Origin of the sequence: Leeuwenhoekiella sp. ZYFB001, from assembly GCF_011784865.1 — a bacterium.
Classification (GTDB): Bacteria; Bacteroidota; Bacteroidia; order Flavobacteriales; family Flavobacteriaceae; genus Leeuwenhoekiella; species Leeuwenhoekiella palythoae.
Genome location: NZ_CP050460.1, coordinates 3,614,277 through 3,638,614, shown reverse-complemented (window position 1 = coordinate 3,638,614; position 24,338 = coordinate 3,614,277). Strand labels below are relative to the sequence as shown.

General features: G+C 40.8%; 20 protein-coding genes. 7 read left to right on the top strand and 13 right to left on the bottom strand.

All coding sequences use genetic code 11. The features are described 5' to 3' along the window. The 5 genes from HCN54_RS15650 to HCN54_RS15630 form a co-directional block, all read right to left on the bottom strand. Entirely contained in the window at positions 1-606 is a 606-nt protein-coding gene (locus tag HCN54_RS15650) for a lipoprotein signal peptidase (protein ID WP_167598522.1), read from the bottom strand. Positions 607-639: 33 nt separating this feature from the next. Then, the gene (locus HCN54_RS15645; RefSeq protein ID WP_167598521.1) at positions 640-1,272 is read right to left on the bottom strand and encodes a hypothetical protein; all 633 of its coding nucleotides are present in this window, start codon (positions 1,270-1,272) and stop codon (positions 640-642) included. A 67-nt stretch (positions 1,273-1,339) separates the two neighbouring features. Beyond that, positions 1,340-1,723: a TraR/DksA family transcriptional regulator gene (locus HCN54_RS15640; protein ID WP_072981122.1), complete on the bottom strand. Its 384-nt coding sequence runs from the start codon at positions 1,721-1,723 to the stop codon at positions 1,340-1,342. Between the two features lie 6 nt (positions 1,724-1,729). Continuing rightward, positions 1,730-5,140: an isoleucine--tRNA ligase gene (gene ileS, locus HCN54_RS15635; protein WP_167598520.1), complete on the bottom strand. Its 3,411-nt coding sequence runs from the start codon at positions 5,138-5,140 to the stop codon at positions 1,730-1,732. Positions 5,141-5,240: 100 nt separating this feature from the next. Continuing rightward, positions 5,241-6,578 carry a serine hydrolase domain-containing protein gene (locus tag HCN54_RS15630; RefSeq protein ID WP_205881692.1) on the bottom strand — a complete coding sequence of 446 codons (1,338 nt, stop codon included), beginning with the start codon at positions 6,576-6,578 and terminating at the stop codon, positions 5,241-5,243. Between the two features lie 269 nt (positions 6,579-6,847). Here HCN54_RS15630 and HCN54_RS15625 point away from each other — a divergent pair, with 269 nt between their 5' ends. Beyond that, complete coding sequence (locus HCN54_RS15625) at positions 6,848-9,394, top strand: cyclic nucleotide-binding domain-containing protein (RefSeq protein WP_167598519.1); 2,547 nt, start codon at positions 6,848-6,850, stop codon at positions 9,392-9,394. Positions 9,395-9,403: 9 nt separating this feature from the next. On the opposite strand, the gene HCN54_RS15620 is transcribed toward HCN54_RS15625, so the two are convergent. The 5 genes from HCN54_RS15620 to gdhA form a co-directional block, all read right to left on the bottom strand. Next, the gene (locus HCN54_RS15620) at positions 9,404-9,784 is read right to left on the bottom strand and encodes a hypothetical protein (protein WP_167598518.1); all 381 of its coding nucleotides are present in this window, start codon (positions 9,782-9,784) and stop codon (positions 9,404-9,406) included. Positions 9,785-9,805: 21 nt separating this feature from the next. After that, positions 9,806-12,211, bottom strand: coding sequence for a TonB-dependent receptor plug domain-containing protein (locus tag HCN54_RS15615; RefSeq protein ID WP_167598517.1), 2,406 nt, complete (start codon positions 12,209-12,211; stop codon positions 9,806-9,808). Positions 12,212-12,219: 8 nt separating this feature from the next. Beyond that, positions 12,220-12,936 (bottom strand): DNA repair protein RecO, encoded by a 717-nt coding sequence (gene recO / locus HCN54_RS15610; protein ID WP_167598516.1) that lies wholly within the window; start codon positions 12,934-12,936, stop codon positions 12,220-12,222. Continuing rightward, positions 12,936-15,209 (bottom strand): two-component regulator propeller domain-containing protein, encoded by a 2,274-nt coding sequence (locus HCN54_RS15605; protein WP_167598515.1) that lies wholly within the window; start codon positions 15,207-15,209, stop codon positions 12,936-12,938. Before HCN54_RS15605 ends, recO begins: the two co-directional genes overlap by 1 nt. Positions 15,210-15,325: 116 nt before the next feature. Next, on the bottom strand, positions 15,326-16,669 hold the full coding sequence (gene gdhA / locus HCN54_RS15600; RefSeq protein ID WP_167598514.1) for an NADP-specific glutamate dehydrogenase: 1,344 nt from the start codon (positions 16,667-16,669) through the stop codon (positions 15,326-15,328). A gap of 208 nt (positions 16,670-16,877) precedes the next feature. Between gdhA and HCN54_RS15595 the strand changes: the two genes are divergently transcribed. Then, positions 16,878-17,687 carry a THC0290_0291 family protein gene (locus HCN54_RS15595; protein ID WP_167598513.1) on the top strand — a complete coding sequence of 270 codons (810 nt, stop codon included), beginning with the start codon at positions 16,878-16,880 and terminating at the stop codon, positions 17,685-17,687. Between the two features lie 19 nt (positions 17,688-17,706). Here HCN54_RS15595 and HCN54_RS15590 read toward each other — a convergent pair whose 3' ends face one another. Continuing rightward, entirely contained in the window at positions 17,707-18,849 is a 1,143-nt protein-coding gene (locus tag HCN54_RS15590; protein ID WP_167598512.1) for a cystathionine gamma-synthase, read from the bottom strand. A 106-nt stretch (positions 18,850-18,955) separates the two neighbouring features. On the opposite strand from HCN54_RS15590, the gene HCN54_RS15585 reads away from it, so the two are divergent. Further along, entirely contained in the window at positions 18,956-19,717 is a 762-nt protein-coding gene (locus tag HCN54_RS15585) for a DUF3298 and DUF4163 domain-containing protein (protein ID WP_167598511.1), read from the top strand. Here the strand turns inward: HCN54_RS15585 and HCN54_RS15580 are convergent. Continuing rightward, positions 19,701-20,177, bottom strand: coding sequence for a DinB family protein (locus HCN54_RS15580; protein WP_167598510.1), 477 nt, complete (start codon positions 20,175-20,177; stop codon positions 19,701-19,703). The genes HCN54_RS15585 and HCN54_RS15580 overlap by 17 nt on opposite strands. Positions 20,178-20,326: 149 nt before the next feature. Here HCN54_RS15580 and HCN54_RS15575 point away from each other — a divergent pair, with 149 nt between their 5' ends. After that, a complete protein-coding gene (locus tag HCN54_RS15575; protein WP_167598509.1) occupies positions 20,327-20,680 on the top strand; it encodes an arsenate reductase family protein in 354 nt (117 codons plus the stop codon). A gap of 8 nt (positions 20,681-20,688) precedes the next feature. Beyond that, positions 20,689-21,579 (top strand): DMT family transporter, encoded by an 891-nt coding sequence (locus HCN54_RS15570; protein WP_167598508.1) that lies wholly within the window; start codon positions 20,689-20,691, stop codon positions 21,577-21,579. Here HCN54_RS15570 and HCN54_RS15565 read toward each other — a convergent pair. Beyond that, positions 21,576-22,052 (bottom strand): acyl-CoA thioesterase, encoded by a 477-nt coding sequence (locus HCN54_RS15565; protein WP_167598507.1) that lies wholly within the window; start codon positions 22,050-22,052, stop codon positions 21,576-21,578. The genes HCN54_RS15570 and HCN54_RS15565 overlap by 4 nt on opposite strands. A 236-nt stretch (positions 22,053-22,288) precedes the next feature. Here HCN54_RS15565 and HCN54_RS15560 point away from each other — a divergent pair, with 236 nt between their 5' ends. Together HCN54_RS15560 and HCN54_RS15555 are read left to right on the top strand one after the other, a co-directional pair. Next, positions 22,289-23,311, top strand: a complete 1,023-nt coding sequence (locus HCN54_RS15560; RefSeq protein ID WP_072981094.1) for a bestrophin family protein — start codon at positions 22,289-22,291, stop codon at positions 23,309-23,311. Continuing rightward, positions 23,311-24,279 carry a YheT family hydrolase gene (locus HCN54_RS15555; RefSeq protein WP_167598506.1) on the top strand — a complete coding sequence of 323 codons (969 nt, stop codon included), beginning with the start codon at positions 23,311-23,313 and terminating at the stop codon, positions 24,277-24,279. Before HCN54_RS15560 ends, HCN54_RS15555 begins: the two co-directional genes overlap by 1 nt. Positions 24,280-24,338: the final 59 nt, after the last annotated feature.

Sequence of the window (24,338 nt, the reverse complement as noted above, 5' to 3'; positions counted from 1 at the left end):
TTAAGCTTTGTCTTTCGCAAAAGCGCGCTTGTTAAAAACCAGTAGTAAACCTACTCCTGTACTTATTGCCATATCTGCAATATTAAATACCGCATTAAAGAAGGTAAAGTAATCTCCTCCCCAGATAGGAAGCCATTCCGGCAGGTAACCTTCCCAAATAGGGAAATAAAGCATATCTACCACGCGACCGTAAAATACGCTCGCATACCCACCATCTTCAGGCATAAAGGTTGCCAGCTGACCAGCACTGCTGTCAAAAATCACCCCGTAGAAAATAGAGTCGATAATGTTCCCAAAGGCACCCGCAAAAATCAACGCGATGCCCACGATAAGAATGCGCGAACCATTTTTCTTGACGCTGTCATAAAGCCAATAACCTATAAGCGGAAGAATCCCAATTCTAAAAAGCGTCAGGATTATCTTACCGTAGTTTCCGGGAATTTTAGCACCCCAAGCCATTCCTTCATTTTCAACAAAAAGAATTCTGAACCAATCAAAAACTACAATTTGCTCCTGTAACTGAAAATGCGTTTTTATGTAAATCTTACTAATCTGGTCTATAAGAAGAATAAGAACGATAATGCCTACGGCCTTTTTTAATGACATGTGCTGTATTTAAGAGCGGTAAAAATACTTAATTTATTCAGATTGGGTGACGCTTATACTTCCGTCAACACTTTTTAAAGTGAGTTTGTAAAGCGACACAGGGCTTGTCGCTACGTGAAGGCTTCCGTTGCGGCTTGAAGCTTCTATTTTAGTAGTTTTCGTTTCTACGTCAATGGCCCCTCGAAGCGTGTTAACCACTCCGCTTCCGGTAAAATCTAAAAGGTTAACCCTTCCGCCGGAAAGATTCAAATTCAGATAAGAGAATGCACCTTGTGCTTCAACCGAAGCCAGCGAAGAATTTACCCACAATTCTTTATTCACCGGTAATTCAATATGCAAAACTACTGACAATACCTTGTGCGCCGCCAACTTATCATCAAACGCTTTAAAACCTACCGATCTTCCGGTGGTGATGTATAACAGGTCATTTTGAAGCGCAGTGTCGATCTCAAGGGTTTCAAAAGTTTCTCCCTCAACCTCTGTGCTGATAACCAGTTGGTCAGAATTTGTGGCTTTCACATAGATCTGAAAAATTTGATCAGACTCTATAAAAATACCTTTGAGATGTTCCGCAGGCTCCGTCAATACCATCTTCTTTTGCGCAAAAGCGGAATTCAAGACAGTTAGCAAAGCAAAAAATAAGGTAATGTGATTAATAGATCTCATAAGGCGCTATAAACAAAAAACGCTCCAGATTCTACTGAAGCGTTTTTGTAAACAATGATGACGTGTCTTATTTCTGCATGTTTTTTGCCTCAATGCTCAATGTAGCGTGAGGAACTAGCTTTAAACGCTCCTTATTGATAAGTTTACCGGTAACGCGGCAAATACCATAAGTTTTGTTCTGTATGCGGTTTAACGCGTTCTTTAAGTCACGTATAAATTTTTCTTGACGGATGGCGAGCGCAGAATTTGCTTCTTTACTCATAGTCTCACTACCTTCTTCAAAAGCTTTAAAAGTAGGTGAAGTATCATCAGTACCGTTATTACCATCATTCATATAAGCACTTTTAATAAGGTCAAGATCATTTTGAGCCTTATCTATTTTCTGCTGAATGATCACGCGAAATTCTTCTAATTCTGCATCGCTGTAACGTTCTTTAGTGTCTGTCGCCATTGTAGTTTACTGTTTTTTTATAGCCAGCTTTGTTTCTACATCATCAAATGCTATAGCTATACCGTTAGTAACTTGCTCTGCAACGTCGAGTTTTGCGGTGAGCGTTTCCCTTTTAATATATTCTAAGTTGTCGTTAACGGCTTGCTCGACCTTACCGTCACGTTGTAATTGTACTTCAATTTTATCAGTAACCTCAAATCCTGAATCTTTTCTCAAATTCTGAATTCTGTTTACTAATTCTCTTGCGATACCTTCTTTTTTCAATTCGTCTGTCAAAGTAACGTCTAAGGCAACGGTGAGTGAGCCGCTGCTTGCAACTAACCACCCCTCAATATCTTGTGAAGTGATTTCTACGTCTTCGGGCGCCAAAGTAACACTTTTTCCATTAATGTCCACAGTGATTTCGCCCTCATTTTCAATTGTTGAGATGTCTTGAGCGCTCATCGCGTTTATAGCGTTTGCCACCACTTTCATATCTCGACCAAAACGCGGCCCCAGCACTTTAAAATTAGGTTTGATATTTTTGACCAAAATACCTGATGCGTCATCGATCAACTCGATCTCTTTGACGTTTACTTCTGATTTGATCAAATCTTGTACCGCAATAATTTCCTCGCGTTGCGCTTCATCAAGCACAGGTATCATAATACGCTGTAACGGCTGGCGTACTTTTATTTTTTCTTTAGCCCGAAGCGAAAGCGTTAACGATGAGATCGTTTGTGCTTTCTGCATTTTATGTTCTAAAGTCGTATCTATAAACGCGGTATTGCTTTCAGGGAAATCTGAAAGGTGTACGCTTTCTGCAGCTTCCTTGTTGGTTAAGCCGTTAAGATCTTTATACAAACGATCCATAAAGAATGGCGCTACCGGAGCTCCTAGCTTTGCCACGGTTACCAGACATTGATAAAGCGTTTGATACGCCGAAATCTTATCGTGTGCGTACTCGCCTTTCCAGTAACGGCGACGACTTAAACGCACAAACCAGTTACTTAGATTTTCTTGAACGAAGTCTGAAATTGCACGTGTAGCTTTAGTAGGCTCGTATTCTGAATAAAACTTCTCTACCTGCGCGATCAACGTGTGTAATTCTGAAAGAATCCAGCGGTCGATTTCCGGTCTGTCTTTCCATTTTATATCAGCTTCCGCATAGGTGAAATTATCCAGATTCGCATACAGCGAAAAGAACGAATAGGTGTTATACAAGGTTCCGAAGAACTTACGCTGAATCTCTGTAATCCCGTCTAGATCAAACTTAAGGTTATCCCAAGGATTCGCATTACTGATCATATACCAGCGCGTCGCATCAGGACCAAAGGTATTCAGCGTCGTAAACGGATCTACCGCATTACCCAAACGCTTAGACATCTTCTGGCCGTTCTTGTCTAAAACAAGTCCATTTGAAACTACGTTTTTATACGCAACATCGTCAAAAGTCATCGTTGCGATGGCGTGCAGCGTATAGAACCAACCGCGAGTCTGGTCAACACCTTCTGCGATAAAGTCGGCTTTACGCCAGGTTTCTTCAACCATTTCTTTATTCTCAAAAGGATAGTGCCATTGCGCATACGGCATGCTTCCGCTGTCAAACCACACATCAATCAAATCTGCTTCACGACGCATAACTTTTCCGCTTGGCGAAACCAGTTTTATTTCATCAACCACATTTTTATGCAGGTCGACCAAGTCATAATTGGCTTCGCTCATATCACCCGGCACAAAATCTGCAAACGGATCGCTCTCCATCACCCCGGCTTCAACAGCTTCTGCTATTTTTTCTTTTAGTTCGGAAACCGAACCAATGATGATTTCTTCTTTACCATCCTCAGTTCTCCAGATTGGTAATGGAATCCCCCAATACCGTGAGCGCGATAAATTCCAATCATTAGCATTCGCCAGCCAGTTACCAAAACGGCCTTCGCCGGTTGCTTTTGGTTTCCAGTTGATGCCTAGATTCAACTCGTGCATACGGTCACGCACATCGGTTACTTTGATGAACCAGGAATCTAAAGGATAGTATAAAATAGGTTTATCGGTACGCCAGCAGTTTGGATAACTGTGCACATACTTTTCAACCTTAAAAGCTTTATTTTCTTCTTTGAGTTTGATCGCGATCTCAACATCTACACTCTTCTCTGGTGCTTCGCCGTCTTCGTAATACTCGTTTTTCACATACTTACCACCAAACTCTTTCAGTTCAGGACGAAAACGCCCTTGCAAGTCTACAAGCGGTACCAAATTACCATTCTCATCTTTCACCAACATTGGTGGAATTTGAGGTTCGGCTTGTTTAGCCACCATCGCATCATCTGAACCAAAAGTCGGTGACGTATGAACGATACCGGTACCGTCTTCGGTAGTTACGAAGTCTCCCGCGATCACACGATACGCATCCTGCGGATTTTCATGCGGCTGCACATAATCGATCACCGGTTCATATCGTAATTCTAGCAATTCGCTTCCTTTAAATTCAGAAAGGATTTGATAAGGAATCTTTTTGTCTGACGCACTGAAGTTTGCAAAATCTCCTTCACTTTCTGCAGCAAAGAATTTCTTGGTAAACTGCTTTCCAACCAAAGCTTTTGCGCAAACCACCTCAATAGGCTCAAACGTATATTGATTGAAGGTTTTTACTAAAACATAATCAATCTTCTTCCCAACCGTCAATGCTGTGTTAGAAGGCAAGGTCCACGGAGTGGTCGTCCAGGCCATCAAATATTTTGTCCCGTCAAAAGCAGCAAGCGGAGAAGCTTTATAGGTTTCATCCTCAACCACTTTAAACTGAGCGGTTACCGTAGTATCGGTCACATCCTGATACGTCCCGGGTTGGTTGAGTTCGTGCGAACTTAAACCGGTACCGGCTTTTGGTGAATACGGCTGTATCGTGTAGCCTTTGTAAATAAGGCCTTGGTTATAAATATTCTTAAGCAGCCACCATACCGTTTCCATGTATTTTGGCTTGTAGGTGATGTAGGGATCTTCCATATCTACCCAATATCCCATCTGCTCGGTAAGGTTGTTCCACACATCGGTGTAGCGCATTACCGCATTTTTACAGGCTTCGTTGTATTCTGAAACGCTGATCTTGGTCCCGATATCTTCTTTGGTAATGCCCAATTCTTTTTCCACACCAAGTTCTACCGGAAGTCCGTGAGTATCCCAACCGGCCTTACGTTTTACCTGCTTTCCTTTTTGGGTTTGAAAACGACAAAAAATATCCTTGATCGCACGCGCCATAACATGGTGAATACCAGGCATTCCGTTTGCAGATGGCGGACCTTCAAAAAAGATATAAGGTTCGTTGCCTTCACGCGTAGAAATACTTTTTTCAAATATGTCGTTTTCCTTCCAATAGGCTAAAATATCCTCAGCCACTTTTGGCAGGTCAAGTCCTTTATATTCAGGGAACTTTGTGCTCATGATATGCGTTTTCTAATAAGTGTGCAAAATTACGGAATTTAGATTAGATAAAAACCTATAAAAAGAATGCCTTAACATAGCGATAATTTCAGTCTTCATCCTACTTGGTTAATTGCAACTCTTGATAAAAAACGTGCATCAATCGTGGGCGCACATTAAGATCATAAATGGCCGTATGTGTACGCGTGGGATATACCCGATTTGACAGAAAAACAAAAACCAATTCTTGCTCGGGATCTGCCCAAACGAAAGTTCCTGTAAAACCGCTGTGACCAAAACTAGATGCGCTTACCTCTGGATTAGGGTAGGAATCCGATAGGGCATTTTCAGCATTATTGAGATAGGGCTTGTCAAAACCTAGACCTCGACGGTTATCATTCTCAGAATATTGCACACGCGTAAATTCTTTCAACGTCGCTTCAGAAATATATCTCTTGTTGTTATAAATACCCATGTTTACATACATCTGCATCAATTTTGCCAGATCTTCTGCGGTGGCAAACAGCCCGGCATTTCCTGACACACCACCTAACAGACTTGCATTTTCATCGTGTACCCAGCCTTTAACATAAGCCTTTCGGTAAACCGAATCTTCTTCGGTGGGAATGATACGCGATTCTGGGAAGTGATGTTTTTCAGGATTAAACATTAGATTTTCTGCGCCTAGCGGAGTATAAAAATTTTCCTGTACATACTGCTCGTAAGGAACGCCGGTTAGGTTTTCTACAAGTTGTGGATAGAGCAAAAAGGTTAGGCCTGAGTACTTATATTTTTTTTCTTCGGAAACTTCAGAGCGATTGATCTTTCTATACAATTTACGCACAAAACGCTTGTTAAGAAAAAGTCCGTTATAGGTTTCTACAGAAAATCTTCGTGATTTTTCCGAACGCACAAAACGGCGCTTGAAGCTTCCATCTTCTTTCAAAACATCATTCAAAAAAACAATATACGGCTCCAAACCGGCTTGATGTGCGAGTATTTCTCTTAGCGTTAAATCCCGCTTATCTTTTCGGCGTTTCCAAGGTTTCCAATAGGTGCTGAATTTCTCATCTAGATCAAGTTTTCCTTCATCAATCAGTTTCATAATCGCGGGTAAGGCAGCGGTAACTTTAGTAACCGAAGCCAAATCGTAGAGATCGCCTGGCGCTACCTTTTGAACACTATCATAGGTATGAAATCCATAAGTTTTATTAAAAATGATGCTTCCGCTTTTTGCAACTAAAAGTGTTGCTCCGGGAAATGCTTTTGCTTCGATCGCTTGATTCATAATCGAATCTACCCGAGCGTCAATAATTGCATTTGTGACCGGTTGAGTATCTAAAGGCGCTGTAAAAGTTCGATTTTGAGCCAGAGCTCCAAGCGTAAAACAGAACAGCATAAAAGTCGTAAACGTATTCATAGAAAGAGTCAGATCTCTGGGAGCAAACCCGAGAAGCATTTAGTCGAAAAATATTAAAAAATTGAGGTAGACCTCACGCAAATCGATCTCGATTGTCGCGTAAAATAATTACGATCTAAAATATTCAATCTCAACTTCACAAGCGACGATTTCTTGTATTTATATGGAAGGCATCGCGGTATTTATCAAAATAAAAATTCTAGATATCTAAAATTTACATATTCATAAAAATGCCGCGAGAACGTGCGACGGCGATCGGTTTTTAAGCATAATGCGATAATTTGTAAAGACTTAAAACCCGATGCCATTTGAAAACGCTCACCGCTCCTAAAATTTCGCTAGATCTTTTACAAGAAGTTCTGCCCACCGGCCAACTCGTTACACACCATAAAGGCGATACGCTTTGTACGATGCATAAAAAAGTAAAGCATCTTTTCTGGCTCATTGACGGGAATCTGGATTTTTACACGCAGCAACAAAATCCGCAGCAAGAAATACAAGTAGCACATTGCGAAATTCCTTTTACCACTCTGGGCTGGAATGGATTTTTTACTCCTGAACGTTATACCTTCAGCGCAAAAATTGCCAGTGATCAAGCGCGTTTTTATAAAGTGCCTTTAAAGGATTTTAAAGCGGATATTCCACAAGTTAACAGCTTGCTTCTCACTATTGGTCAAAACAATTATCACTTGCTCAAAAATGCCTTGTGTAAACAGGCTTCGCTTTTACAACCGCGTAATTTTCAGATTCCGAAAGACGAACATTATTATGTAAATGCATCTATCGAGAAATCTGAGATCGTTCAATTGATGCGGCGCTCCCCGTTTCTTGATCAGTTTTCTGAACTGCATCTAGGCAAACTCGCAAAACTTGCGCAACGCCGCGACTATGAGCCTAACGAAATTATTTATGCGCAAGATCACGCTTCAGAGGGTTTGTACATCTTGATTCACGGCGAAGTGGCCATCAAGCGCATAGAAGGAAAAGTAGATATCAGTCAACGTAGCATTTCTAATTCCGGATTTATTTTTGGCTGGTCTTCCCTGCTCAACCTTCCTGATATTTGCAATGCCATCACCACTGAAAAAACTGCTGTATATTTTATCAATCATCTGGATTTATACCAACTTCTGGAGGAAGACGACCGACTCAAAAAACGCTTTTACCATCGCCTTATTTGGCTTATTGGCAATCAAATCAATGCGGCGTTCATTAGGTATACTTCGCTCTTAGGCAAACACAGCATTGATGCCGTATATCAACTGATCGAAAATAACCGTTCGCGGCTTACCGTGAATTCGGGATTGCATTCGGTATTTCATTTGTTGAAAGATCAAACCACCAAAGCGTTTGCGTATGAAACCTTACAGAATTTAGTTACGCAAGGCTCAAGCTTAGAGCGACATATCGCATCGCTGAGTCTCGAGTTTTTAAAACACGATAGGCGCGAACATCAGTTTAAAAATGCGTTGCGCAGTATTTATGAGGCTGTCGCCGAAAACAATCCTGAAACCAGCCCGCAACACAAACGCAAAGCTTGTGCGCAAGCCACACGTGAAGCGCTAAAACAGGTAATGGTGCACGTGGAAGGTTTAGAGAATCTACCTGAGGATTCCGGGCATATTTTTATTTACAACCACTTGTTGAATCATCCATTTTACACACTGAATAATCAATTTCAGATCACTTTAGACTCTCATTTTATCAGCGTTTTACTTGATGATAAATACGGGGAGCCCGGCATACGCACCGTGCGCATCGCTCAAGGTCAGGAATACGGACATCAAAACTATTATGAGAATCTAGGCTACATTAACGTGTACACCAAAGAATCCGAACTGCCGGAAGCCGCTGCTAAAACCAGCAACCGCAGTATTTTTTACACAGCTGCTAGCGAATTTTTAAAAAACAAAAAGAATCTCATCATCAGTCCGGAAGGCACTTCGTACACTTCTGAAGAATCTCCCGGAGCTTTTAAAACAGGCGCCTTTAACCTAGCCTTAAATCTCAAAACCGAACCGCTCATCGTCCCTATTGTTTTGGTGAATTTTGATAAACGCATCAACGATACGTTGTTTTACTGCAACATCCTGAAGCCTTTTAAAATGAGTGATCACGTGGCTAAAAATGACCCTGTTTTGGTCAAAGCTTTTGTGGAAGACTATCAAAAAAAGTATGCAGACTATGTGGCCGAAGCTCGCGAAAAAGTAAAAAGGTTAATGACCAGTAATTTTTCGGCGGTGCCGGAAGAAGAACCACCGGTTATGTGGGCTAATGAGATCAAACGCCTGCGTCGTCGTGTCGAAAAACTGAAAAATCAAGAGGACCTGCATGTCTTCTATGGAAGTTCTTCGGTGCGGTTGTGGGTGCATATGCAAGAAGATCTTGCACCCATGCACACTTTAAACTTGGGATTTGGAGGCTCCACGTATGCTTGGTGTTTGCACTATTTTGAGGAAATCTTTCAAGATGTGAATCCGTCGAAGCTTATTTTGTATGCCGGAGAAAACGACATTACCCAAGGCCGCACACCACTTGAAGTTTTAGCTGACTTTAAAGAACTTATCAAAGCGGTAAAGGCAAAATATCCTAAAGTTCCGCTGGCGGTCATCAGCTTAAAACCCAGCGTAGAACGCGCGCATCTCATCCCGCAATTTATGGAACTTAACGAACTGCTTTCAGAATATGTGATCACGGGCTTGGATGCGCAATTCATTAATGTGTTCTCACAAATGATCTCGCTAGACGACAAACCCAACCCTGAACTGTATATGTCAGACGGCTTGCACCTCAACAAAAAAGGTTATGCGATCTGGAGTGAGGTGATCAAGCAGGCATTGCAAAAGCCGGTTTAAAAAAGTTTATTACTGGATTGAATCACCAAATAGACTCCTTATCAAATCTTTAAATGTAGGATCGTATTGATTGTCTTTGGAATAATCAATCAATTTAAAAAATAGTGTATCGCTATTTTTAATAACGATAAGCGTGTCGTTACCCCTGTTTTTAATAAGCGAATATGGCGGTTCTATATCTCCCAACTGAATAAGCTCATTATTTGAAATGGACTTTGTGTTTTGAGAAATATAATACTGTTTATCTATTTTTATAAACCCTCGGTAAAATGAATCTTCATTTTTTATTTCAGAATTTATAGCAGTCTCTTTACTTACTATTTTTCTTTCATTTGAAATCTCACAACCTGCAAAAACCAAAAAAAACACAACAAAAAATAAATGTTTCATCTTCTTTAGATTTCTTAACTATTAAAACGTATACTTCAACGCCATAATGAGATTACGTCCGGGTGCTGAAATTCCTGAAGAATAGGGACGGTAGCGTTGATCTGTAATATTTTCTAAAGCTGCGGTCGCTTTCCAGTTTTGAGCAATCTGGTATTCACTATATACATTCAAAGTGTACCAGCGCGGTGAGTAGGGATTTCCATCAGCATCCAGCGCGTACAAATAGGCGTTGCCCTGTTGCGACGGCGCGAGTTCGTCATAATCAAACTGCCCATTATATTCGGCTGAAGCGTCAAACTTCCAGCGCTTCATACGGTAAATAAGGTGCGTATTTCCAAAGAGTGGTGCGGCGTGTCTCAACGGCGCATCGCTGCCATCATCTTCTTCCTGACTACCCTCGGTAACTGTTATCTGAGAGGTGAGTTTTATGTTTTTGGTAAATAAATATTCTAAACCGGCTTCAACGCCATACACCTCAGCACTTGCGGCATTTTGAATTGCCTGTACATTACTCGGCTCGCCTTGATAATCTACGGTTGTCTCCCCGTTTAGACTAAAATCACGACGTACAAGCGCATTGTTTAAATGCGTGTAGTAGGTTGCCACATCCAGACGTAACTTTTTATCAATACGCCACGCGGCACCCAACTCGGCATTATAGGCATATTCTGCTTTAAGATCGGGATTAGGTACCACCACAGAACCGGGTTCGCTGTCAAAGATTTTGCCGATATCGTCAATATTAGGCGCTCTAAAGGCAGTGCCCAAATTCAGTTTAAGATTGAAATTTTCTGCCGTTTGCCAATTCAAGCCGGCGTTTCCGGTGAAGTTTCCGAAGCTTACATCTGCCTTTTCAAACGGAAAATCATAAAAGGTATCGTCAAAAGTGGCATCGATCAATATATGATTGTACCGCACGCCTGTTTGCAAGGTTAAACTTTCAGCCAAATTGAACTGTCCGCTTAGATAGGCTGCCAGTGATTGCCAGCTAGAATCATCAGGGTAGCGGGTTGCAGTTGCTGCCTGGTCGCCGGTGTTGATATCGGTTTGCTTTCCGTAGGAACCAATTTTGTTATACACATATTCCAACCCATAAAACAACTGATTTGAGCCCATTTTCTTAGTAAAATCAAGATCTAAAGAATAGGCATTCACCTGCTCTTGCGTGGTGAATAAAGTAGTTGCTCCAAAATCACGATCGTTTCTACTTTCTTCAAAATATTGAATTGCCGCAGTAAGCTTAGCATCATCATAAAAATCGCCGTTTCCTTTTTTATCGATTTGAAGATTTCCCATAAACCACAATTGCGGACCGTAATACCATTCTGCAGAACGCAGCTGCCCGTTTCTGGTTCGTGTAAGTCTGTCGTAGCGCGCATAGTCTGAAGTATTGCTGTAATGCAACCCCAGATTAAAATCCCAAATACTGTTGGGCATATAGCGCACTTTTTGGGTAAGGTTGATCATATCAAAACCGGTAGGCGTTTGCACATTGGGATCGTCATTTTCTACCACCGTATCCACACCGTTTTGGATTACCACATATTCGGGACGCAGGTAATCTTCAGGGCCGTGACTCCCCATACGTAGATCGTCAAAATCAGAATAACTCACACTGGTTAAAAACGCCCACTTTTTAGCACCGATATTAAAATCAACGTGACCTGTTTTTTCATTGTTTGCAGTAGCATATCGGGTAAGCGCCATTCCTGAGAATGCAGTACCCTCTTCAAAAGAAAAGGCCGGTTTTTTAGTATAAAAATTCATCACACCGCCAACCGCGTCACTACCATACACCACAGATCCCGGACCTAAAATAACTTCGGTTTGATCAATGGTAAAAGGATCGATATTAATCACATTCTGAAGATTTCCTGAGCGAAAAATCGCTGTGTTCATTCGAACCCCATCTACCGTCAACAGCAATCGGTTGGTTGAAAAACCTCGTATCATAGGGCTACCGCCACCCAACTGACTTTTTTGAACAAAAACCTGCCCGCTCTGATTGAGAAAATCTGCAGCTGTTTGCGGATTTTTAAGTTCAACATCTTCAGCATCCAGACTTACTATTTTCTGAGCGATATCTTTAGACTCCTGCTCAAATTTTGACACCGAAAGCACCACCTCGTTAAGTTGGTTCTCGTTATCATCCAGATAGACCACATTCCCTTCAGCAACGATCGCCACCTTTGTGGTTTTCAAGGTGATGTGGGAGACGTGCGTGATAAAAATAGTTTCAGATTTTGTAAAGGCAGACACATCTGCGTTTCCGGCATCATCACTTACGACATAGGTTGCTTTTGAGGTATTGTAGAGCGCGGCATTGGCTACCGGCGCTTGGGTGTCTTTATCCAGCAGTTTGATCGTTTGGGCGTGAAGGGTCAACGAAAAAACACAAAAAAGCAACAAAGTAAGGGGTAATCTCATAAATGTGGTTAGTTAAATAATGCGGTTAGCACCGCAAGTGACTTTGGTTTTTTAAAGCCGTGTAAATGTAATTCATAATACGCGAGCAGCATATTTACAAAGTCTGCGCGGCGTTTTTGGTTCAATTTTACCGTAGCAAGTGCATCAAAATTTATACCCAAGAGCTGTTTGAGCGTATGTAAATTTTCTTCAGAAATACTGTAAAAACTCTCTAGCGGTTCAAATATTCCGGTTTCTAAGTTGAAGTGTGCGTGACGCAACTCTGAAGTATCTGGATAAAAACCTAGATATTTGGTCAACTCTAACAAAAACAACAGATGAAAATTGGCTGTTTGTTCGTGCAGATCAAACCATAAAAATGCGTGTTCTAAAAAGGCATAGAGCGCTCTGTTCTCTTCTTCTTCCTGAATCGCATTCCGCAGCATTTCTGAAAGAAAAAGCACCACACTGGACTTTAAAACATCAGTATGTAAACTTAGATAAGGTTGAATCACTTTTGCCTCGCGTATACTCTCAAGCGTGCCTTTGTCTTTATGCACCGCAACCAGTTCTAACTGACTTGCAGGCTGAAACATCGCCGTGCGAAGTTTGCCTTTTTTTGATTTTAAAATACGCCGTAGAATGTACGATTTGAGTCCGGCTTCTTCTGTGAAGCAGCGTACAATGAGGTCTGCTTCTCCATATTTAATTGCCGAAATCACGATGGCTTTTGTAGTTACCAGCATCAGCGAATGATCATAAGTTTGACAATTTTAGTCTCCACGGCATCTTCGGCGGTGATCAAAATAAAATAGACTCCCGAAGCCACGCGGTATCTTCCAAAAGCGGTTGTATCCCATTGAATGCTTCCGCCTTCTGAGACTTCTTCATAGACTAAATTTCCGTTTAAATCAGTGATTTTCACATTGGCGTTTTCGGTTAAACCATCAATGGTTACACTGCCGGTAAATGAAGGTCGCACCGGGTTAGGAAAAACCCGAGCATTTTCTAGAGTTTCTTGAGGAGCCACCGCACTTCCAGAAAAGGAAACCAAACCTAAAGAAGTCGCAAAATAGACTTCTCCTGAATCTTCATCAATACTTATATCTTGAATATTGTTAGAAGGAAGTGGCGAATTTGTAGTATTAAACTGTTGTAAGGTTTCCTGACCATTAGCGCTAAAGTAAAACACACCGCTAGATACGGTTCCCACCCATTTATTATTATTTCCGTCAACGGCGATGGCTCGAATAACTTGGTCGTTAAGCAATTCTACAGCGCTACCTGATTCTTCAATGATTATAGGTTGTGTTTGAATTTCGACATTTTCAAACATCTGCGCCGGACTGAAAAGTCGTCTAAGTCCTAAGCTGGTACCAATCCATAGCGCGCCATTATTATCAACCGCAAGCGACTGCACATTATCTGACGGCAAATTAGATCGCTCAGCATTGAGCAACCTGAAGCTATTGGTGTCTGGATCGTAACCAACGAGACCTCGGTTTGAAGAACCAAAATAAATATTCCCTAACCTACCAATCACCAATTCGGAATAGCCATTTACCGCATCAAAGTCTGGCAAAATAGAAGCTATGGAGATACCTTCAATCTGATTTCCTGTTTTGCGTGCGAGTGCATTTTCGACCAAACTATTAGTCATCCATAAAACTCCATTACGGTCATAAGCGGCTCCATTTATACGTATATCAGTTGGTGCGAAAGGAATATCACTCAAGCCACTATTAGTCTCATCATACAGTTGCAAGGGCACTTCTTCAACGATTTCAAGAAGGCCAGCATTAAACGAACTCATAAAAACCTGAGCATTATCCTCGGGATTATAGGTTATGTTAGTGATACTATTAGTTTCCAAAAGCGCCTCAAAAGGAAGGTTATACCACCCGGAATCTACCACAAAATGGCTCAGTCCACGCTGCTTTAAAGGAAACGGATTATAAGTATCTGAATAATCGCCGTACGCTACCCATAGTTGACCCGGAGCAGCTTCTATAGTAAACGGGTCATTGCGCAATGGACCATCGGGCAACACCTGAAGCGCTGTCGTTGTATTTGCGGTTGAAGAAATTAAAAGACCGTTAGCTTCAGTACCTAAATAGATTTGACCCTGAGAAGTAAATGCGGAAGTATAGCTGCCAGGATAATCAGCAAGAGCAGCCACTGTTGATGTCAAATTTCCTGATGCATCATAGATCAAAATTTGACTATCTAAACTTATGGTAAGCGCATCTTCTGAAGCTAAAAAAGAAACCGGAAGCCGGTCTAAAGTAGTTTGTGTATTAAAGCTAGTTCCGTCAAAACGCTGTAGGCTTTGATTGCTTTTTACCCCCCAAAGTGCATTTCCAAAGGTTTGAATACCTTCCCAACCGGTAGGATCTAAGGTTTCCCAATTTTGAAAATCAATTAAATTATCATCGGCTGCCAGTGCACGTCGCAGTCCGCCATTAGGTGAGGCCGCATAAATGTACTCCTCAAAAATAGCAGTTTGTTTGATGTTTAGGCGGGCTCCGTTATTTCCTATAAAATACGAGTCATCAAATTCTAAACGCGAAAGATCAAATAGCGAAATCCCAAAACCTGTAGCGATGTACAGCGTGTTGTTGTATTCATCAAAACTGTTAATCGTTTTTTCTGAAGGAAGAATCGCCGGTTTGTCCCGAATAGCGACCAGAGTGGTAACGCTTTCATCCGGTAATACAACATCTATAAGCCCCGAAGTGTAACCCACAAATAAAATGCCGGTAGCTTCACTGAAATGTATAGCGCTAATCGCTTCCCCCGAAAGCCCTTGAATGGTGCTGTACAACTGTGTTTCATTGGTGTTCAGATCGTAACTAAATACCGAATTCTGCGCAGCTGCAAAGATCTTTTCATTAGCCTCTGCAAGTGCGGTAATCTGATTGTACGAAAAATAAGCCGTCCATGCTTCTGAATACTTTTGAGCAAATGCACAGCATATATTTAATAGGAAGAGAAGTAAGTATAGATTCTTTTTGAACATAAACAGCGCACAAGTCTTGTGCTAAAAATACAATATAAGGCGCAGTATGTTTATAAAAAAAGGCTTCGGTTGTACACCGAAGCCTATGGCTAAATCTTTTATATAATTTTCAACCTTTACACAATTCCTTGTGCAAGCATCGCTTCGGCAACCTTAACAAAACCGGCGATATTTGCTCCTTTTACATAATCTACAAAGCCATCTTCCTGCTTACCATATTCTACACACGCGTTGTGAATATCGTACATAATCTCGTGCAGTTTTTTATCTACTTGCTCGGCAGACCAGTTGTAACGCATACTGTTTTGAGACATCTCAAGACCAGAAGTCGCTACACCACCTGCGTTAGACGCTTTACCCGGAGAGAATAAAATCTTATTCTCTAAGAACACAGCAACAGCATCTGGAGTACAAGGCATATTTGCACCTTCTCCCACAGCCATCACGCCGTTTTTAACGAGCAGCTCAGCGTCTTCTTTGTCTAATTCGTTTTGCGTAGCACAAGGCAATGCAATATCACACTTGATTCCCCAAGGTGCTTTACCCTCGTGAAATTCTGCTTCAGGATACTTCTCAACATACTCTTTGATACGGCCGCGACGCTCATTTTTGAGTTCCATTACAAAAGCAAGTTTCTCTTTATCAATACCGGCCTCATCATAAATAAATCCGTCTGAATCAGAAAGCGTCACCACTTTTGCATCAAGCTGGGTTGCTTTTTCTGCAGCGTATTGCGCAACGTTACCAGATCCTGAGATCACGATGGTTTTTCCTGCCAGCTTTTCGCCAACATTATTCAACATATATTTTGTGAAATACACATTACCATAACCTGTTGCCTCAGGACGAATTTTAGAACCACCATAAGACAATCCTTTTCCGGTAAGAATTCCTGTAAATTCGTTTTTGATACGCTTGTACTGACCAAACATATAACCAATTTCACGACCACCAACTCCAATGTCACCAGCAGGCACATCAGTATTAGGACCAATATGACGATATAATTCAGTCATAAAGCTTTGGCAAAACCGCATCACTTCAGCATCGCTTTTTCCTCGCGGATTGAAGTCAGAACCTCCTTTACCACCACCCATAGGAAGTGAGGTAAGGCTGTTTTTGAAGACTTGCTCAAAACCTAAAAACTTAAGAATACTCAAGTTAACCGAAGGATGAAAACGCAAACCACCTTTGTAAGGTCCAATAGCCGAATTAAATTCGATACGATATCCTTTATTGATCTGAGTTTCTCCCTGATCATCAACCCAAGGCACTCTGAACAAGATCGCGCGCTCAGGCTCAACCATACGCTCCAGAAGCTTTTTGCCTTGGTATCTAGGATTATTTTCTATAAATGGAATAACAGTTTCTGCGACTTCCTGTACTGCCTGAATGAATTCCGGCTCGTTTGGATTAGCTTTCTCAACAGAATCAACAAAATTTTTAATGCTATCTGTCATTATATGATTTTTTTGAATTTATAATTTTTAACATACGAAAACGATGCAAATATATGATATTAATAAAAAATGGTGTGTTATTTTTAGATATTCTTAATATTGATATTTCGTTTTTACGACATTTATGATGAAATTAGTAGCGCGGGCATAATTCTAGGTTAAAACCTCAATTTTACTATATTTGTTGCACCATAAGTCCCCAAAACTAATGAATACCAAAATCCTATTTTCGGTATTAATCATCTGCTTATCAATCCCTTTTGCAGGTAAAGCACAACTTGCGTTTTCTAACGAAGTTGGTGTAATTGCGGGACCGTTACTTTTTCAATCAGATTTTGGGCTTAGAAACAACGTAGACACCAACATTAACAATCAAGGTTGGGGTATTGGTATCGTGCATTATTTTAACTTTTCTTACCGCGCAGATTGTAACTGTTATACCCGTGATCGCTATTTTAACGACCATTTTAAATTACGCTCTGAAGCCGATTTGCATTATACTAAATTCACCCACGAAGGTATAGAGTCTCAGAAAGACACCGACGAAGGTCGCGATCTACGTGACCATACCGGAAGCTCCCTTGTGTTTGAACTGGGTATGCAACTAGAATATTTTCCGTTGAGTATTAGGGATTTTCAAGCCGGCGGATTCAGAATAGCCCCGTATATTAGTTTAGGCGCTCACTACGTAGGCTTTAACCCCTCCTACGAATCCTCGCAAGATATACCCGGAGCAACACCAGAGGATATTTATTTTGATGATTTTCTCGTGGGTGACGGCGGGGAGCTTGGCGGAATCAGCGACGCTTCTGGAAACACCTGGGCATTAACCGGAAGCGTAGGAATTAGATACAAGCTAACGGTTTTAAGTGACCTTAATCTTGAATTGAGATACCATAAATACTACTCCAATTGGGTAGACGGCTTAAATCCTGATCCCGAGTTTTACCCTCCGAACAAATACGATGATTCTATCGTATGGCTGAATATCGGTTATATTTATTACCTTAATTTTTAAGAACGTCTGGCTAATAGTATTAGCCTAAAGCTTGTTTTAAATCTTCTAGCAAGTCATCAATATCCTCTATCCCAACACTGAGTCGAATAAGCGAATCTTTAATTCCTGTTTTTTGGCGCTCTTCTTTAGGGATGCTCGCGTGCGTCATACTTGCGGGATGCCCGGCAAGACTTTCTACACCACCTAAACTTTCGGCAAGGGTGAAAACTTTTAGCTTTTCAACTACCTCAACAGCACCATCAAGGCTATCTTTTTTTGTGGTAAATGAAACCATTCCACCAAAATCCTTCATTTGCTTTTTTGCAATCTCGTGATTGGGATGGTTTTCGAAACCCGGCCAATAAACCTGATCTACTTTAGGATGCTCCTTTAAATAATGCGCAACCGCTTTACCATTTTCACAGTGGCGTTGCATACGCACGTGTAGTGTTTTGATTCCGCGAAGCGCAAGAAAACTATCTTGAGGTCCGCAGACAGCACCGCTTGCATTCTGAATAAAATAAAGTTTATCTGCAAGCTCTTTATCTTTGACCACTAAGCCTCCCATCACAAGATCGCTATGACCGCCTAAATATTTGGTGACGCTATGCATCACGAGATCAGCTTCTAGATCAAGAGGTTGTTGCAAGTAAGGCGTGGCAAACGTGTTATCTACCGCCAATAAAATTTTATGATTCTTAGCCACCTGAGCGACCGCTTCGATATTGATGATATTCATCATTGGGTTGGTAGGCGTTTCTACCCAGATCATCTTTGTTTTTTCTGAAATAACGGCTTCAATTGCTGAAGTGTCCTGCATACTTACAAAATGAAACTTCAAACCAAAATCTTCAAAGATCTTTGTAAATAAGCGATAAGATCCGCCATAAAGATCATTTGTCGAAATGATCTCATCTCCCGGTTTAAACAATTTTAAAACTGCATCTATAGCAGCAAGACCAGAACCAAAAGCCAAACCAAATTTGCCATTCTCTATACTTGCCAGTGCATCTTCAAGGGCTTTACGCGTAGGGTTTCCGCTTCGCGAATACTCAAAGCCTTTGTGACCGCCCGGAGTAGATTGTGCGTAAGTAGAGGTTTGATATATAGGCGGCATAACGCTTCCGTAAGCAGGGTCTGTATTGTGTTGACCGCCGTGTATGGTTTTAGTATTGAATTTCATTTTCTTAATCTTTCATTAAATGTCTTGGTAAAGTTAGGAAGCCAAAGACCTATTCCCAAAATTGCGTGTACCTTTATTCTTTGTTTAACACGAAACCCTAATTGCTTTGAAAAAAATCGCATTGCTTCTGCTTACAATAATTAGTATCAGCAGTTGCCAAAAGAGAACGACTCCCTTAACGTTTAAAACCGAAACCTTAAAAGCAGAAACTTTAGACCACTGCGCTGACGGTATATGCCCAATTATAGAAATCGAAAAGATCAAGGCTTTCGGTCGTGAGCATTTTGCTGACACCATTAATAACGCGGTTGATCAAGTATTGCTGAATAACCTCGTGATCGCTCCCGAAGAAGAGCCTGATATCAAAACACTAGATCAAGCTTTAGAGCATTTTATTTCTAGCTATCGCGTATATAAAAGTGATTTTCCCGAGGCCGGTACAGAATATGAGATCAACAGCACATCTCAAGTAAGCTATAACGGTGCGCAATTGTTGAGTATAAAATTTGAAAATTACACTTATTGGGGAGGAGCGCACGGATACGGCAGTACTACGTATCTTAATTTTGATAAAGATGCCGAAACCTCACTGAACAATGAGGCCTTATTTAAAGATTATGCCGGCTTTTTAAAATTGGCTGAAACCCAATTTAGAAATCAAAAAAAGCTAAGTGCCGAAGAAAACATCAACAGCACCGGCTTTTATTTTGAGAATGACGTTTTTGCATTACCTAGTGCCATTGGGTTTACTGAAAACGAAATGGTGTTGGTGTACAATCCGTATGAAATTGCATCCTACGCTGACGGCCAAACCATTTTAAGATTTAAGTTTAGCGAAGTGCAAGAGTTTCTTAAACTAGACCTATAGCGTGACGCAACGCCAGCACTGAACCTAAATGAATACCTTCGTGGAAGTTGTTATAAGCGATTGCTTCATCAACGTTAGAAAGTGTACTATCCATCGAGGTGGTGATGGTGTTATAGGTTTTAAACTTTCCGGTTTTATAGTCTTCTTCAGTTTGCTCTAGCGTGCTAAAAAGTAAGGTTTTGATCTCATCTACTTCTGCCTGAGTAGCATCTGCCTCCGGCTTTGTTCCTTTTCGGTACTTATTGATGATTTCATCAGAAACCAAAGCTGGCACTTCTGAAAATTTATAAACCAAAATCTGTTGGGTTGCGACCAAATGTGCAATGTTCCAGAAAATATTATTGTTGTATCCTTCAGGGATTTTATTCAGATCTTCTAATGCGATAGTCTCCAGATAATTCTTGAGAATAACACGTGTTTTATATGTGATTTTTAAGGTATACGCTATTGATACTTCCATGAAAAGTTTTTAGTCTATCACCTCGAGCTATGTCTCAAAGTATTTAATCTCGATTATCGAGTCAAAAATACCTTTTTATACCGAAAAGCGGTTACTTTGCAAGCGCAAACAAGACCACTAAATTTACTCAATTACTAAAAATATACGTTTTGAAAAAAATATATTACCTCTCTACTTGTGACACCTGCACACGCATTATGAATGAGATCGAATTGCCTTCTGCATTTATCAAACAGGATATAAAAACTGATCCTATTACCGAAGAGCAACTAGACGAACTTTACAACCTTAGCGAAAGTTATGAAGCTTTGTTTAACAAACGCGCCAGACTTTATCGCGAGCGTGGTCTAAATAAAGAAACGCTAGAAGAAGGGAACTACGCTGAACTTATTCTGGAGCATTACACATTTTTAAAGCGTCCTGTGATCGTAAATAACGACCAGATCTTTATAGGAAACAGCAAAAAAACGGTTGCCGCCGCTAAAGAAGCTATTCACCCTTAAAGCCATTTATGAACCAACGCGTACTTGCACTTGCTGCAGCTACCGGAGCCAGCGCTATCTACGGAATTAACCACACACTTGCTAAAGGGGTGATGCCGGTGTATATTGGGGCGTTTGGATTTATTTTACTACGCGTTTTAGGAGCCTCTGCGCTGTTCTGGCTACTGAGTATCTTCAGCAAATCTGAAAAAATCGATCGTGCTGATTATTGGAGATTTTTGGGCTGTGCAGTATTTGGCATGTTTGTAAATATGCTGGCCTTTTTTAAAGGATTAAGTCTTTCTACACCCATTAACAGCTCGGTGATCATCACGTTAAGCCCGGTGATTTTACTCATTTTATCTGCGCTATTTTTAAAAGAGCGTATTGGGTTCACCAAGATCCTAGGGATCCTCATAGGGATGTTTGGCGCGCTGGTACTGGTATTGTTTGGTGCTGCAGAACAACCCAATGCACCTAATATTCCGTTAGGAAATCTGTTGTTTTTTGTAAATGGCGCGACTTACGCCGTTTATTTGATTCTGGTAAAACCTATTAGCAACAAGTACAGCACGATCACGTTGATGAAATGGCTGTTTCTTATTGGAGTGCTTTTAAACCTCCCTTTTACACTTACTGAGTTCACTGCTGTAGACTGGCTCAATCTACCGGCACATGCCATTTGGGTGATGGTTTTTGTAGTGGTGGGCACTACTTTTTCTACCTATCTTTTAAATCTGTACGCGCTCAAAACGCTTAAAGCTTCAACCATTGGCGCTTTTATCTATTTGCAACCGGTGATCGCAATCTTATTTGCAGTTCTTGTAGGTGCAGACCACTTGAGCTGGGTACGTGCGGGTGCCGCAGCACTTATTTTTCTAGGAGTCTATTTATCTACCCGAACAAAGAAAACAGCCTAAGCTAAATCCTTAGGTTTCTTGCCAAACTTACGTGTATCTTCTTTGGTAAGTACTCTAAAATCTTCGGTTTTACTTAAGGAGGAAAGATTAACAAATAAGGCTTCCGGCAGGCCAATAAGTTTGCGTTCTTTAAGATCGATCCAAGCGCCCATCATTTCGCAACTGGCAAAATTTCGCCCTTTATGATCATAAAAATTATGTATGAATTCAAAATACATCCCGTCTTCAGAAAGTCCTTTTAACTGAAGCGTCACCTTTACCGGCTTTCCGGCAAAAACTTCTTTAAAATAATACATATGCTCATAAAACACCACCGGGCCAATGTTATGCTTGGCCATCTCGTGCTGCCCAAAACCATTTTCCATCAAAAAAGCCATACGCGTATGACTCATAAAATTGATGTAAGCACTATTGGCTAAATGTCTATTTGCATCTATATCACTCCAGCGTATCTCAAATTCTTTAGTATACATAGTTTTAAAAGTAAGCTACCTCAGAGCAAACTCGTGAGGCATTAGTTGGAAACAAAATTTCAATTTCGAGGCATCCCGATAGTTTTCGGGACTGCATAATCAATTCTTTGGCAGCACCAATGAATTTTGAGCAAAGATACCTAAAAGCCTTATGCGCGCATAATATTTTAAAATTCCCTTAATACGATGAGCTGTTCTCTTGTTTACATTTATCTTTAAATCTCAAATAGAACTTTATGCTGATTAAAAGGAATATAAGCTGGAAACTCATCATACGCCTAACCTGGCGCAACCTGATCTTCTTCCTCATTTATTCTCTGGTTATATTTTATGCATACCACGATTTAGGCTTTGAAGATATAGACATCCCGTTTGAACCTCTAACCGTGATTGGTATTGCGGTTTCTTTTTATTTAGGTTTTAAAAACAGTCAGAGTTACGATCGTTTTTGGGAAGGCCGAAAAATTTGGGGAATGATCGTTAACTGGAGTCGTACTTGGGGAATTCGTACGCTGAGCCTTATAAAATTAGACGACGCAGAAGCCGAAAAGGAAATCAAACGCGATCTGATCTATAGGCATATCGCCTGGCTTAATGCACTACGCGTACAACTGCGACAGCCCAGATCTTGGACGTTACAAGAAGGCCGGTATGTAGAACGTCTTTTTGACCGCCATAACGAGCGTAATATTGAGAGCAATCAAGCCTATCAATTTGTAGGTCACGAGGAATACGATGAAATTAAAAAACGGGTAAATCCCGCAACACACCTTATTAAAAATCAGGGTTTAATCGTACAGCGCTTACGCAAAGACGGCGTGATAGATGGTTTTCAAGAGATGCAATTGCAAGAAGCTTTGGCCAAGTTCTATGACTTTCAAGGTATGTGTGAACGCATCAAAAACACTCCATTCCCCAGACAATACGGGTATTTCTCAAAGGTATTTACATGGATTTTTGTGTTATTGTTGCCACTAGGCTTGCTCAATATTTTTGAAAATCACGTGACTGATACTGTGCATCCATCACAGCAAATATCTATTATGTTTTTACAAATGATCCCGTTTACAATTCTGATTATGTGGATTTTCACCACGATGGAATATGTAGGCGATGCTAGTGAAGACCCTTTTGAAGGAAAAGCAAATGACGTCCCTATGACTGCGCTTTGCCGCACCATAGAAATTGATTTGCGCGATATGCTAGATGAAGAAGACCTACCCGCAGGAATAGAACCTAAGGACGATATTTTATACTAATGCCCATAATCGCTTCGTCATACAAGCCAAGAGTTCCTTTTACCAATGGTCATTTTAATACCATTTACGCAGCAAAAATCAGAAAGATCAGAGGCTTAACTTATGAACGCGAACGCATCGCTTTGAGTGATGGTGACTTTCTGGATATTGATTTTAGTTTTGCGCCAGAGCGATCTACCCAAAAAATTGCGATCATCGTTCACGGTTTAGAAGGTCACGCAAAACGACCTTATATGCAAGGTACAGCCCGCATTCTCAATGCCAACGGCTTTGACTGCGCTTCCATCAACCTACGAGGTTGCAGCGGGGAAGACAACTCTAAAATACGCTCGTACCATTCAGGCGCTTCTGAAGATCTGTGTGATGTTATTAACTACATTCTTGCTAAACAAAAATACCTCCAACTCTTTTTATGCGGATTCAGCCTTGGCGGAAATCTAATTCTGAAATATTTAGGCGAAAACCGAAAACGTCCGGATTGTATTACTGCTGCAGTTGCGGTATCGACTCCGGTAGATTTGTACGATTCTTTGGGTGCCTTAGAACAACGAAAAAACTGGGTGTATCGCTGGTCTTTCTTAAAAGATCTTAGAAAGAAATATCAAGCTAAACTGAAGGTTTTTCCTAACGAATTAAGCAAAGAGAATCATCGTAAAATCAAATCCTTGATGCTTTTTGACGAACTATACACCGCTCCGGCCAACGGTTTTACAGATGCGCTTGATTATTATACTAAAAGTAGCAGTCGGCAATTTTTACCACAAATAGAAGTTCCCACTTTGCTAATCAATGCTTTAGACGATTCATTTTTAAACGAAAAATGCTATCCTACTGAAGAAGCTTCTCAAAGCGAACTACTTTTTTTAGAAACCCCCGCGTTTGGCGGTCATGTAGGATTTATTGAAAATCAAGAGCATACCTATTGTGAACATCGCACCTTGCAGTTTTTTCAAAAGTATTTAGACTAAAAAGCGCAAAAATACTGTTGCAGTGCGGGTAGAACTTGTGTATATTAGCATTTATCTAA